The sequence below is a fragment of the Piscinibacter sp. PDB1-1 genome (assembly GCF_056675995.1).
On sequence record NZ_JBWVZJ010000001.1, the window covers coordinates 905,737 to 919,324 of the forward strand.

7 protein-coding genes are annotated in these 13,588 nt (G+C 68.0%); 5 read left to right on the forward strand and 2 right to left on the reverse strand.

What is annotated here, in order from left to right:
* Positions 1-111: 111 nt before the first annotated feature.
* The gene (locus AC1KAR_RS04075; protein ID WP_480314721.1) at positions 112-1,503 is read right to left on the reverse strand and encodes a phospholipase D-like domain-containing protein; all 1,392 of its coding nucleotides are present in this window, start codon (positions 1,501-1,503) and stop codon (positions 112-114) included.
* Between the two features lie 94 nt (positions 1,504-1,597).
* Positions 1,598-1,756, reverse strand: coding sequence for a DUF3309 family protein (locus tag AC1KAR_RS04080; protein WP_480314723.1), 159 nt, complete (start codon positions 1,754-1,756; stop codon positions 1,598-1,600).
* 388 nt (positions 1,757-2,144) lie between these two features.
* Here AC1KAR_RS04080 and AC1KAR_RS04085 point away from each other — a divergent pair, with 388 nt between their 5' ends.
* The 5 genes from AC1KAR_RS04085 (at position 2,145) to AC1KAR_RS04105 (ending at position 13,569) form a co-directional block, all read left to right on the forward strand.
* Positions 2,145-2,390 (forward strand): hypothetical protein, encoded by a 246-nt coding sequence (locus AC1KAR_RS04085; protein WP_480314725.1) that lies wholly within the window; start codon positions 2,145-2,147, stop codon positions 2,388-2,390.
* A 3-nt stretch (positions 2,391-2,393) separates the two neighbouring features.
* A complete protein-coding gene (locus tag AC1KAR_RS04090) occupies positions 2,394-11,063 on the forward strand; it encodes a glycoside hydrolase family 94 protein (protein ID WP_480314727.1) in 8,670 nt (2,889 codons plus the stop codon).
* Between the two features lie 284 nt (positions 11,064-11,347).
* Positions 11,348-11,857, forward strand: a complete 510-nt coding sequence (locus AC1KAR_RS04095) for a ferritin-like domain-containing protein (RefSeq protein ID WP_480317751.1) — start codon at positions 11,348-11,350, stop codon at positions 11,855-11,857.
* Positions 11,858-11,925: 68 nt separating this feature from the next.
* A complete protein-coding gene (locus AC1KAR_RS04100; RefSeq protein WP_480314729.1) occupies positions 11,926-12,243 on the forward strand; it encodes a BON domain-containing protein in 318 nt (105 codons plus the stop codon).
* A gap of 126 nt (positions 12,244-12,369) precedes the next feature.
* Complete coding sequence (locus AC1KAR_RS04105; RefSeq protein ID WP_480314731.1) at positions 12,370-13,569, forward strand: AI-2E family transporter; 1,200 nt, start codon at positions 12,370-12,372, stop codon at positions 13,567-13,569.
* The last annotated feature ends 19 nt before the right edge of the window (positions 13,570-13,588 follow it).

The following is a 13,588-nucleotide window of genomic DNA, read 5'->3' on the forward strand; positions in this document are numbered from 1 at the left end:
ACTCATGCCGCCCAAAGTGGCCGGCATATCCCCACTCTCGCGCATCGAAAACGCCCCGCCTGCATGACGCAGCCGGGGCGTTCTTCTTGAGGCACTTCTGTCGTCTGCGCCTCAGAGCCAGTACTCCCAGATTCGAGCGAAGACTTCCTTCAGGCGCAGGCTGATTGCGCGCTGCTCCCATACATCGAGCGTGATCTCGTCAGATTCGGCGAGATCCCGATCGAACAGCGACCGCATCTGGCGGCCGAAGTCGGCACCCAGAACCACCGCGTTCAATTCGTCGTTGTGCAGGAAGCTGCGCCAGTCGAGGTTGGTCGAACCGATGGTCGACCACACACCATCGATCAGCGCCGTCTTGGAGTGCAGGATGGCACCGCGGCGCTCATAGAGCTTCACGCCAGCCCGCAGGAGTTCGTCGTAGTAATTGCGCCCGGCGTGGAAGACCAGCCACGAGTCGGTCTCACTGGGCAGGATCATCTTGACCGTCACGCCGCGCTGCGCTGCGGATTCGAGCGCGGCCAGCAGCTGCGGGTCAGGCGCGAAATAGGCATTGGTGAGCAGGACGCTGTGCTCCGCCGAACCTATGGCCGACATCAGCGTCACGTAGATCAGGCTGAACGGATCGTCGGGGGAACTGCCGATGGCGCGCACCACCTCCTGGCCCTCCTGTCGCGGCGGCGGGAAGTAATTGCGCCGCGGCAGCGCATCGCCCTTTTGCTTCTCCCAGCTGGAAAGAAACAACTTCTGCAGCTCGGCCACGGCCGGGCCACGGATCTCCAGGTCGGTGTCGCGCCACGGCAGTTCGGGCTCCTCGGTGCCATCGCCCTTTTGCTTCTTTTTTCCCGACGACGATCCGCGCGAGCCCGACGACCCGAACGAGCCACCGGAGTACACGTCACTGATGTTGATGCCCCCGAGGATGGCCACGCGGCCGTCGGCAATGAGCAGCTTTCGGTGATCACGCTGGTTCACCTCCCACCCCTTGCGCGCCTTGGCCGGGTTGACGGGGTTGAACTCCAGCACCTTGATGCCGGCGTCGGCCATGCGCTGGAAGAACTCCTTGGGGGTGCCGAGCGTACCCACACTGTCGCGGATCAGGTTCACCTGCACGCCTTGGCGCTGCTTCGCGATTAGCGCCTGCGCAAACTTGTGGCCTGCGTCGTCGTCGTCAAGGATGTAGGTCTCCATGTTGATGTGGTCGCGCGCGGCCTCGATTGCCGCGAACATGGCGCGGTAGGTCGCCGGGCCATCGACCAGCAGCGTCACCTTGTTGCCGGTGCTCAGTGGGCTGCCCACGACGGATTGCTCGACCTTCAGGTGCTTGTCGAGCACGGCGCTCTCTTCCTCGCCGGGAGCCAGGCTCTTGATCACCGCCGCGCTCTGAGCCACAGACATCTCCCCACGCGCGTTGTCGAGCCTCACCGGCGTCGGTGGTGCCACGGCGATGCTGCCTCCATCGGGCGGCACCTCCGGCAAGCTGCTGCAGCCGATCAGCGCGCTCATGAGTGCCCCGAGGCAGATGAGCGCGCCGTGGCGAAGCCTTTGCGATACGTGTTCGCTGTCCATCACAGCCTCGCGGCTGCCGAGACAGCGTCGCTCATATGTACCCCAGCAGCAGCAGAACGATCAGAACGACCACGATCAGGCCCAGGCCGCCCGTCGGGCCATAGCCCCAGCTGCGGCTGTGCGGCCAAGTCGGCAACGCGCCGATCAGCATCAGGATCAGCACGATCAACAGGATGGTTGCGATGCTCATGGTCACTCCTTTTTTGTGTCGAATGGTTGTGGAGCGGCCGGCTCGTGGGTGTTGCTGAGTCCGGGCCCGCGGAACGGATCGTCAGCGCAGAGCGCGCTGCGCACCATCAGCGCGCATGCGCTCACGCTGTGGGCCGATACCTACACACGCAGCATGGCGATCGACGTGTAACCACCGTGTAGGTGAAGTCCGACAAGGGCCGCAGGCCCCGTCCGAGGGACCGCGAAGGGCGCCGGCCATAAAGTGAGCCGATACACACACAAGTTGCATCGAGACTCATCTGGAGACCTCGCCTGCCCCTGCTTTTCTGGCGCGTTTTGCGTACGCGCACCCGTTCCTGCTTTTGTTCCGCACACGTTCTGCATCGATTGATTCACTGGAGCCCCACATGACCGCGCCGACGTCCGCTACACCCACCTGGAGCACCTCGTCTTTCGGCGACCGACCACACACCCTGCCCATGGACCTGACGGCCCTCGGCGAACACGTGCTGTCGTGCAGAGGTGCGCAACACCGGCTCTTCGACCTGCAGTGCGCGGGCGAGGTACTCAACCGCTTCTTCGCCGCACGATTCGTCACCACGCTCCTGATCGCCACCTGCGTCCTGGGTGCCGCCACCGCGTTGGTGTCGTGATCCATGGGCGACTCCGCGCTAGCGCGTCTGCTGCCCGAGGCGCCTGAGGCGCTGCAGCGCATCCTCGACGGCACGCGCGGCCCGGTCGACCCACCCATCCGCTCCGAGATCTTCGGCCCCGAGCGATTTGCTCAGCATGGCCGCAGCCTGGGCGAAACCCACCGCAACGCACGGGCGAGCTGGCGTTCGGCCACGTTCTACCCACGCGTTCGCAGCAACATCCGCACGCTGCGCGAAGCGCACAACTACATCGGCCTGCAGGCCAGCAGCGGCTACGACATCAGCCCGGCGGGCGAGTGGCTGCTCGACAACTTCCATCTGATCGACGCGCAGCTCAAGGAGATCCACGAGGGCCTGCCGCGCAGCTACTTCCGCACCCTGCCCCTGCTGGTCGACGAGCCCTTGGCTGGGCTGCCGCGTGTGTACGGCGTTGCGTGGGCGTTCGTCGCACACACCGACGGCGCCTTCGACGAAGGCCTGGCGCAGCGCTTTCTCGGCGCCTACCAGGAGACCTGCCCGCTCACGCTCGCCGAGATGTGGGCCATGCCGACCACCTTGCGCGTGGTGCTGATCGAAAACCTGCGCCGGCTGTCGGAGCGCGTGGCGATCACCAAGGCCGCGCGCGAGGCTGCCAACCTGTGCTGCGACCACATCGAGCGCTACACGGTGCCGAAGCTCGACGAACTGCTCGCCGAACTCAACCGCCGCGGCGTGGGCCAGGTCTTCCTGATCCAGATGGCGCAGCGCCTGCAAGACCGCCGCACCAGCGGCAGCGATACCGACGCCAGCGACTACCAGGAGTGGTTGCGCCAGGCGCTGCCCGACGTGGCCGTGCTGCGCGAGCAGCAGGCCGCCGACTTGGCAGCCGACAACCTGAGCGTGAGCAACGCAGTCATGTCGCTGCGCACGATCGGCGACGCCGACTGGCCCGACATCATTTCCCACACCAGCACGCTGATGCGCCTGATGCTCGGCTCCAAGGTGTTCGAGGCCGAGCACCCACGCACGCGCGACCAGACGCTGCACGGCGTGGAAGTGCTCGCGCGCCGCGCCGGGCGCAGCGAGGTCGATGTGGCCCACACGCTGCTGGGCCTGATGCGCGAGCACGAATCCACCGACCCGTCGGCCTCCGTGGCCAGCCACTGGCTGCGGGGCTCCGGCCGGCCGGTGTTGCTGCAGGCGCTGGGGCTGAACGAAGACCCGATCGCCGCACTGCGCAGTGCGGCATTCCGGTGGGCTTTGCCGATGTACTTGGGCTTGTTGCTCGCGACGCTGTGCGGCGTGGCCTGGCTGCTGCTGCGACACACGCCCACACAGACCGCCGCGGGCGCGCCACTGTGGCTGGGCCTGTGCGCGGCGGTGCTGCTGGTCTTCCCGGTGTCCGAAGCGGTGGTGGCGGTGATCAACCGACTCATCAGCGAGTCGGTGCGGCCGCAGCATCTCGCGCGCTATGCATTGAGCGAGGGCATCCCAGCGGAGCACCGCACGCTTGTCGTCATCCCCTGCATGCTGACGAACGAAGCCGTGTGCCGCGAACTGGCGCACCGGCTCCTGCTGCATCACCTGGCCAACCCCGAGCGGCATGCGCAGTTCGCGCTGCTGAGTGATTGGGCCGATGCACCCTCGCAACGCCTGGAGTCGGACGACGCCCTGCTCAATGTGGCACGCGGCCAGATCCGCGAACTCAACGCGCGCTATCCCACGGCCGAGGGCGATGCGCCGCGCTTCCTGCTGCTGCATCGCGAGCGCGAGTTCAATGCGAGCGAGCAACGCTGGATCGGCTGGGAGCGCAAGCGAGGCAAGCTGGAGCAGCTCATCGCCGCCATGGCCACCGGCACGCGCGGGCCCTTTCTCGACCTGGGCACCGAATCGCAGCTCATTCCCAACACGCCCTACATCCTCACGCTCGACAGCGACACGCAGCTCCCGCCCGGGCGTCTGCGCGATCTGGTCGGCGTGGCCGCGCACCCGATCAACCACCCTCGGGTGGACGAGCGCACACGCACGGTGAGCAGCGGCTACGGCATCTTCCAGCCCCACATCGCCACGCCGCTGCCTTCGCCGCGCGACATGACGCTCTTTCACTGGCTCTTCGCAGGCCAGTGCGGCATCGACCCTTACAGCATCGCCAGCTCGGAGGTCTACCAGGATCTCTTCTGCGAAGGCACCTTCACCGGCAAGGGCCTGTTGAACGTGCAGGCCATGCATGCCACCTTGCACGGGCGGTTGCCCGAATCACTGGTGCTGAGCCACGACCTGCTCGAAGGCTCGATGGCGCGCTGCGCCACCGTCACCGACATCTCGCTGATCGAAGACGCCCCCTTCCACGCCGACGTGGCCGCCTCGCGCGTGCACCGCTGGGCGCGCGGCGACTGGCAGTTGCTGCCGATCTTCTTCCGCCCGGGCAGCCACGCGATCGGCGCGCTCAATCGCTGGAAGATGTTCGACAACCTGCGCCGCTCGATGGTCGCGCCGATGTCGCTCGCGCTGCTGCTGCTGTCGCTCGCCACCGCAGTCATCTCGCCCTGGATGGCGCTGCTGGTGGTGCTCGCCGCCTACTGCGGCGGGCCCTTGATGGGCTCGGTGGCAGGCTTTTCGCCGAGCCGAGACGATGTCGCCATGCGCCACTTCTATGCGCGCGCTTCGGCCGACCTGCTGCGCACCGTGTGCACAGGGCTGTGGCACCTGGCCCAGCTGCTGCAGCACGCGCTGATGTCGCTCGACGCCATCGGCCGGTCGATCTACCGAATGACGGTCAGTCACCGCCACCTGCTGCAATGGACGACTGCGCAGGCCGCTCAGGCTGCTGCACAAACCACGCTGCCCGGGTTGCTGAACGCGCACCGGGCGGCACCGATTGCCGCCGTCGTGTTGCTCGCAGGGCTGCTCGCGATCGGCACCCCGCACCCGGTGCTGGCAACTGTGTTGTGCGTGCTGTGGGCGCTGTCGCCGGTGTGGACGTGGTGGGTCAGCCGCCCGCGCCCCGGCCGTGAAGAAGCCCGGCTACCCCCCTTCGAGCGCGCGCACCTGCGTGGCGTCGCGCGTGACACCTGGCGCCTGTTCGAGCGATGCGTCGGCCCCGAAGACAACCACCTGCCGCCCGACAACCTGCAGACCGTGCCGGGCGACATGGTGGCGCACCGCACCTCGCCGACCAACGTCGGGCTGTACCTGCTGAGCACCGCGTGCGCACGCGCCTTCGGCTGGATCGGCACGCAAGACATGCTCGCGCGGCTCGAGGCCACGATGGGCACGCTGCACAAGCTGCAACGCCACCGCGGCCACTTCCTCAACTGGTACGACACCCAGAACGGCGCGCCCCTGCTGCCGATGTACGTGTCCACCGTCGACAGCGGCAACCTCTGCGGCCACCTTCTGGCAGTGGCCCAGGCCTGCCTGCACCTCGCCCGCGACCCGAACGACACCAAGGCCAGCGAGATCGCCCTGCTCGCCTCGCGCCGCCGCCTCGAACCTCTGCTCGCCCATGTGCCCGAGCTGTTCTCGCCCACCTCGACGAGCGCACTCGCACGCGCGCTGGCCTGGCCCGACCCACTGGCCGAAGCGCAGCGCGATGCCGCAGGCGTTCAGCAGGTGCTCGACGCCGCCCAGGCCGAACTGGCCACGCTGTGGCCCGAGTCGGCCGCGCCCAATACAGCGGCCTTGCCCGGCTGGCGCGACGAACTCGCCTGGCTGCTGAGCGATCACCTCGCCACGCTGCGTTCGGTGCTGCGTGACGCGCGCGCCGACACAGCGCCCGTCGAAACCATCCGCCGCCTGCAGGCGCTGGCCTACGCCTGCGAGCAGCTCGCCTGGAGCGCGGAGTTCGGCTTCCTGTTCCATCGCAAACGCCATCTCTTCCACATTGGCTACCGCGTGGCCGAGCAGCAGCTCGACGCCGGCTTCTACGACCTGCTCTGCTCCGAAGCGCGGCTGACCAGCCTGCTCGCCATCGCCAAGGGCGACGTGCCGGTGCGCCACTGGGCCTCGCTCGGGCGGCCGTTCTACGCCGTGGGCACCCAGGCCGGCCTGCGTTCGTGGTCGGGGTCGATGTTCGAGTACCTGATGCCCAGCCTCGTGCTGAACGAGCCGCGCGGCAGCGTGCTGCGCGACGCCGGGCATGCGGCCATCCACGAGCAGATCGCCTTCGCCAAGTCGCACGCGGTGCCATGGGGCATCTCGGAATCGGCCTACGCCGGGCGCGACCATACGCTGGCCTACCAGTACGCGCCGCAGGGCGTACCACGACTCGCGCTGCGCCGCACACCCACCGACGAACTGGTGATCGCGCCCTACGCCACCGCCCTGGCATCGTTGATCGCGCCGCGCCGCTCGGCCTCGAACTTCCACCTGCTGGAGACGCTCGCCGCACGATCGCGCTACGGCTTCATCGAGGCGCTGGATTTCTCACCCGCCCGCCTCTCGGGCGGCGAGAGCTTCGCACCCGTCGGCACCTTCATGGCCCACCACCAGGGCATGAGCATCGTGGCGCTCACCAACGTGCTGCTCAACGGGCTGGTGCAGCGCTGGGGCATGGGCAACCCCTACATCGAAGCCGTGGGCTCCCTGCTGCACGAACGCGCGCCACGCGAGGTGTCGAAGCTTTACGCGCCGCTGCCGCTGCCGCCGCAAGACCTGCAGAAGCGCGGCCCGCGCATGTTGCGCGAGGTGGTGCCCGGCACCTCCGCGCTCGAGCCCACGCACGTGCTGTCGAACGGCCGCTACAGCGTCACGCTGCGCGCCAACGGCGCGGGCTGGAGCCGCCGCGGCAACACCGGCATCACGCGCTCGCGCGACGACGCCCTGCGCGATGCGCTCGGCAGCTTCTTCTACCTGCGCCGCGGCGCGCAGACGCACCCCGTCTCCATCACGCAGCATCCGGCGCCCGACCCCCAGGCGCACTACGAGAGCACCTTCCACGCCGACCGCGTGAACTTCGAGGCAATCTGGCCGACGCTGCAGGCGCACACCACGGTGTGGGTCAGCCCCGAAGACGACATCGAGTTCCGACAGGTCGAGCTGCGCAACCTGAGCGACGAGGCCATCGAGATCGAACTGATGTCGGCCTTCGAGGTGACGCTGGCCGACCCGCGCGCGGATGAAAGCCACCCGGCGTTCTCGAACCTCTTCATTCGCGCGCAGTGGCTTGAGGCGCACAGCGCGTTGATGTTCGAACGCAAGCCACGCCTGGCCACCGAACGCGGGCTGCTCGCGGCGCACTTCATCGCCGAATCCGACGCGAAGATCACGAGCCTTGGCGTGCAGACCGACCGCCAACGTTGGTGGGGCCGCAACCAGAGCGCCAGCCGCCCGGCCGCGCAGTTCGACGAGCCCCCGCAGCCGAATCAGTCGCCCCTGCCCGACGCGAGCGCTTCCTCGGACGCGGTCACGCTCGACACCGGCCTCGACCCGGTGTGCGCCATGTCGCTGCGCCTGTCGATCCCGCCGCGTGGCAAGGCCCGGCTGACCTTCGCGACGGCGGCGTCCGATTCCGAATCGACGCTGCGCTCGGTGATCGACAAGTACCGCCAGGCCATCCACGTGGAGCGGGCGTCGCTGATGTCGGCCACGCTCACCGGCATCCGCCTGCGCACGCTGGCGCTGAGCGCCGAGAACTTCGCTGCCATCCAGACACTGAGCACCGCGCTCGTGCAGACCGTCACGCGCCCGCAGAGCAGCCTGGCGCGACATGAGAGCGCACCGGTCGAGGTGTGCGACAGGCGTCTGCTGTGGCGCTTCGGCATCTCGGGCGACCGGCCCATCGTGCTCGTATCGGCCGGTGTGTCGCAGTCGCTCGGCCTGCTGCGCTCGCTCGCGCAGGCGCTGCGCGTCTGGGCATGGGGCAACATCCCGTGCGATCTGGTAGTCGTCAACTCGGAGCCGGCCTCGTACCTGATGGCACTGCACCACGAGGTGGCCGCACTGCGCGACCGCCACCTCGCCGAGGGCGGTGGCCAGGCCGGCCCGGGCAGCACCGGGTTCCACCAACTGCGCATCGACGAGATCTCGGCCGACGAGTTGAGCACCTTGCACTGCATGGCTCGGGTTCGATTGCATGCCGACGGCCGCCCGCTGGTGCACCACGTGGCCGAGTGGCAGGCACAGCATGAGCTCGCCAGCAACCAGCGCGACTCGACCTCGGCCGTCTCGGTGGCCGTGGCACCCGGCCCGCTCGCACCCACCGAACACCGCGGCGAGTTCTCGGCCACGACCGGTGAGTTCCGCTTCGATGCGGGCGCCGAAGGCCGGCCGCCGCGGCCGTGGATCAACGTGCTTTCCAACCCGCGCTTCGGCGGGCAGATCTCCGAAGCGGGTGGCGGCTACACCTGGGCGGTGAACAGCCGCCTGAACCAGCTCACCGGCTGGTCGAACGACCCGGTGGCCGACCCGCCATCGGAATGGTTCCTGCTGCAGGACCGAAAGACGCAGGAAGTCTGGAGCGTCACGCCCTCGGCCTGGGGTGGCGAGCAGTTGCACTACCGCGTCGCACACGGCCAGGGCTACAGCGTGGTGCGGCACCGCCGCGGCGACCTGGAGGTGTCGGTCACCTGGTGTGTCGACCCGGAGACCTCCATCAAGCAGGTGCGCCTCCACCTCGTGAACCGGGGCCACAAGACCCAGCAGTTGCGCGCCATCGGCATTGCCGAATGGGTGATGGGCGCCGGCCGCGCCGACCGCATCAGCGTGCGCACCGCGCTGCATACGAGCACCCAGGCCGACCGCCGGCTGACCGCCCTGATGTGCACGCAGCTCGATCGCTCGGCCGGCTTCGGCGAGGGCACCGCGTTCCTGGCGACGGCCACGAGCGACGAAGACTTCGCCGACTGGACCTGCGACCGCCGCGAGTGCTTCGATGCACGCGGGCGCTTGCGCATCCCCAGCCACTTCGGGCTGCAGCAGGGGCTGGGCCTTGACCCGTGCGCCGCGCTGAGCACGCGAATCAACCTCGCGCCAGGGGCGTCGGTGGAGCAGGTGTTCCTGCTGGGTTATGGCGACACGCCGGCCGAGGCACGCCAGCTCGCATCGCAGGCCGGCGGCGTGGATGCCGGGCAGCGCATGGAAGACGCTCGCGCGCAATGGGACAAGCTGCTCGGCGCGGCCGTCGTCAAGACGCCCGACCCGCTGTTCGATGCGATGGTCAACCGATGGCTGCTGTACCAGGCCGTGGCCTGCCGGCTGTGGGCCAAGGCCGGCTTCTACCAGGCCGGGGGCGCCACCGGCTACCGCGACCAGTTGCAGGACTCGATGGCGCTCGCCTGGGCCGCGCCGCAGATGCTGCGTGCGCAGATCGTGGTGGCGGCGTCGCGGCAGTTCCCCGAGGGCGACGTGCAGCACTGGTGGCACGCACCGCTGGGCGCCGGTGTGCGAACGCACTTCTCCGACGACCTGCTCTGGCTGCCACATGCCTGCGTGCACTACCTGCGCAGCACCGGTGACACCAGCGTGCTCGACGAGCAGGTGCACTTCCTCGCCGGCGCGGGCATCCCGGAAGGCGCCGAAGACGCCTACTACGTGCCCACTGTGGCGGAGCAGCAGGCGAGCGTCTATGAACACGCCGCGCGCGCCATCGATCGCAGCCTGCGCGTGGGCGCGCATGGCCTGCCACTGATGGGCACGGGCGACTGGAACGACGGCATGAACCGCGTGGGCCACGAGGGCCGCGGTGAGTCGGTGTGGCTGGGCTGGTTCCTGCTGCAGGTGGTGGAAGACTTCGCACCCATTGCGCGCGAACGTGGCGACGAGCCCCGCGCCCAGGCCTGGGAGGCCGCGGCGCGCGGCTGGCACACGGCACTCAATGGCGCCGCGTGGGACGGCAAGTGGTTCAAGCGCGCCTTCTTCGACGACGGCTCGCCGCTCGGCACGCACACCAACCCCGAGGCCAGCATCGACCTGATCGCGCAGGCCTGGAGCGTGCTTGCCGACGGCGCGCCCCTCGACCAGCAGACCATGGCCATGAGCTCCGTCGAAGAGCTGCTGGTGGACCACGATGCCGGCCTCATCAAGTTGCTGGACCCGCCACTGGCGCACGCCGAGCCGAGCGCCGGCTACATCCAGGCCTACCCACCCGGCATCCGCGAGAACGGCGGTCAGTACTCGCATGCGGGGGTATGGACGCTGATGGCGCAAGCTCGCCTCGCGCAAACCCAGGAAGGCGCACACGCCGAAGGCATGCGCGAAGCCGGCGACATGGTTTACCGCTACTTCACCTACCTGAGCCCCGCGCACCGCGCTCAGCACCCGACGCACGGCGCGGCCTATGCCATCGAGCCGTACGTGATGGCCGGCGACGTGTACACCCAACCGCCCTACGTGGGCCGCGGCGGCTGGAGCTGGTACACCGGCGCGGCCGCCTGGCTGCACCGCGCGGCGATCTCGTCGATGCTCGGCCTGCGACAGAGCGCCGAGACACTGAGCTTCGCGCCCTGCCTGCCGTCGCACTGGCCACAGGCCGAACTCACGCTGCAGCGAGATGGCCGCAGCATGCGCTTCATCTTGTTGCGCGGCCCGGAGAGCGCGGCACGCGAGATGGCCACCATGCTCGGCGCGCATGTGCTGCGCCCCGGAGAGTGGCTGCGCTGGCGCGGGTTGCCGCCGCAAAGCACGCACGTGATTCCGCTGGAGCGCGAGACGGCGGCACCACCGCAGCCGCAACCGCAAGTCACCGCCCACACCTGACATAGCGCTGAACAAGTGCCTGCATGCATGGCCGCGAATGCGCCGTGCGCGCGGGTCTTGTTCAGCGTTTCCCAGAGGCTCCGACATCGCACCGCGGTGCCGTCCTACAGCGGCTGAGGCGGCGCGCCGATGGGCGATCTGCAGCGTGATTCCTACAGTGTGTCCATGGCATCCATCGCACTCGCTTACCGCGCGGCGACAGACGCAAACACTGAAGGACCGTCACCATGCAAACCCATCAGCCTGACAACGTGAAGCAGCTATCGATCGCGGGACACGCGCCGATGGAGCTTGACGAGTCGGCCATCGAAGCGGCCAAGCGCAGCCTGGATGAAGCGTCCGTCACGCCGAGCTACGGCCCCTGGCGCACGGAGATCTGCAAGCTGTTGAACGATGCATTGGCCACTGAGTTGGTGTGCATCCTGCGCTACAAGCGCCACCACTTCACTGCGGTCGGCTTGGCCTCGCCCAAGATTGCTGACGAGTTCCTCGTTCATGCGAACGAAGAAGAGGCCCACGCCGACCGCATCGCCAAGCGCATCGTGCAGTTGGGCGGCAAGCCCGACTTTTCACCGGATTCGCTCACGGCCCGCAGCCACGCCGACTACGACGAGTCGGAAGACCTGAAGGCCATGATCAAGTCGAACCTGATCGCCGAGCGCGTGGCCGTCGAGGCCTACACGCAGATGATCGCGCTCGTCGGCGACAAGGACAGCACGACGCGCCGCATGCTCGAAGACATCCTGAGCGACGAGCAACAGCACGCCGACGAACTCGCCGACTGGCTGTCTTGAAGTTTTGAAGCCCCCTTTTGAATCACCCGCCACCCACGTCCAACCAAGAACCCTTGAGGAGCCACACCATGATCATTCGCAACACATTCATCGCCGCTGCCGCCGTACTCGCCCTGTCGCTGGGTGCCACCGGGTGCGCCGTCAAGCGTGACCAGCAGAGCGTGGGCGCGTATGTCGACGACGCATCCATCACCACACAGGTGAAGGCGCGCTTCGTGGACAACAAGCAAGTTGATGCCAGCAGCATCAAGGTCGAAACGCTCAACGGAACCGTGATGCTCTCGGGCTTTGCCAAGAACGCCACCGAGAAGGCGACCGCCGAGCAGCAAGCATGGAAGGTCGACGGCGTGAAGGCCGTCAAGAACGTGATCGAAGTGCGCCCCTGAGGCTGATGCGGGGCTCGCCTCGCCTCACTCCGCTTCGACATGGGTGACTGACCTCACCCGACCAAGCCCCGGGGTTCGACACGGACGCCGGGGCTTTTTTTCGTCAGGACATCTCGCCACCACATCATGAACGCGCGACAGAACTTCCCGGAAGAGGACGAATGCGCACCCTATGCCCGCGGTGCACGCAACCGCATCCGTGCGAGCCCCGCCATCAATCTGCTTGCCACACTGGCTGTGATTGCGGCGCTCTGGTGGGGCCAGAGCTTTCTGATTCCCGTCACCGCAGGGCTGATGCTCGTCATGCTGGTGGCGCCGTTGTCGGTGTGGCTGGAACACATGCTGCGCAGCCGCCTGGCCGCCACCCTGATCACGCTCGTCGTGGTGATGGGCGCCCTGGGCACGGCAGGCGTGGCCTTTGGTGGCCAACTGGTGCGCGTGGTCGAGCGCGTGCCCGAGATGATCAGCATGGCAGCGCAAAAGCTGGTCGAACGCGACCCGGCGGCCGAATCGGTGCTGGCACGAGCACGCGATGCGATGCACGAACTGGATCGTGCGGCCGAGCGCGTGATCGTCGGCAAGCCGCCCAGGCCGCAGCGCCGCAGTGCGGCAGCCGCTGCCGCTGCCGCCGCAGCGGCAGCCGCATCCGCACCCGCGCCGATCAGCACGAGTGCCACGGTGGTCTTGCGCGAAACCGCCGTCACCGGCTCCGGTGCGCTGTTCGGGTTCGCCGCCACCATGGGCATCGTGATGCTGATCGCCTTCTTTGTGCTTCTCGGCGGCAGGCCCTTGTCCGACCGCTTCCTCAATCTGTGGGGCGCGCGACCCGACACGCTGGCGCGCGCCGAACATGCCCTGCTCGCCTGTGCACACCAGGTGCGCATCTATGCGGGCGTGCTGCTCGTCACCAACATGCTGATCGGTCTGGCCGTGTGGGCCGCGTTCATGGCATCAGGGCTGCCTGACGCCGGGGGCTGGGGCATCGCGGCCGCGGTACTGCATGTCATCCCCTACCTGGGCATGGCGGTACTCACCGGCCTGGGGTCGGCCGAGACCTTTCTCGCGCACGGCACGCTCGGCTCAGCCTTCGCGATGGCGATCTTTCTCGTGACCATGTCGACCGTCATCGGCACCGTGGTGACTGCCTGGCTGCAAGGCAAGGCCGCCAAGATGAACCCGGCCGCCGTGTTCATCGGACTCGTGTTCTGGGGCGCGATCTGGGGGATGTGGGGCCTGTTTCTGGGCCCTGCGCTCGTGGTGGTGGTGAAGGTGGTGGCCGAACACACCAGCAGTGGGCAGCGGCTCGCCCATCTGATGAAGGGCTGAGCACCGCGGCACCGCCGCG

Bases quoted from the DNA above. Each gene is read 5' to 3' on its own strand.
- AC1KAR_RS04075 (WP_480314721.1), bottom strand. From the start codon at position 1,503: ATGAGCGCGCTGATCGGCTGCAGCAGCTTGCCGGAGGTGCCGCCCGAT.
- AC1KAR_RS04080 (WP_480314723.1), bottom strand. From the start codon at position 1,756: ATGAGCATCGCAACCATCCTGTTGATCGTGCTGATCCTGATGCTGATC.
- AC1KAR_RS04085 (WP_480314725.1), top strand. From the start codon at position 2,145: ATGACCGCGCCGACGTCCGCTACACCCACCTGGAGCACCTCGTCTTTC.
- AC1KAR_RS04090 (WP_480314727.1), top strand. From the start codon at position 2,394: ATGGGCGACTCCGCGCTAGCGCGTCTGCTGCCCGAGGCGCCTGAGGCG.
- AC1KAR_RS04095 (WP_480317751.1), top strand. From the start codon at position 11,348: ATGGAGCTTGACGAGTCGGCCATCGAAGCGGCCAAGCGCAGCCTGGAT.
- AC1KAR_RS04100 (WP_480314729.1), top strand. From the start codon at position 11,926: ATGATCATTCGCAACACATTCATCGCCGCTGCCGCCGTACTCGCCCTG.
- AC1KAR_RS04105 (WP_480314731.1), top strand. From the start codon at position 12,370: ATGAACGCGCGACAGAACTTCCCGGAAGAGGACGAATGCGCACCCTAT.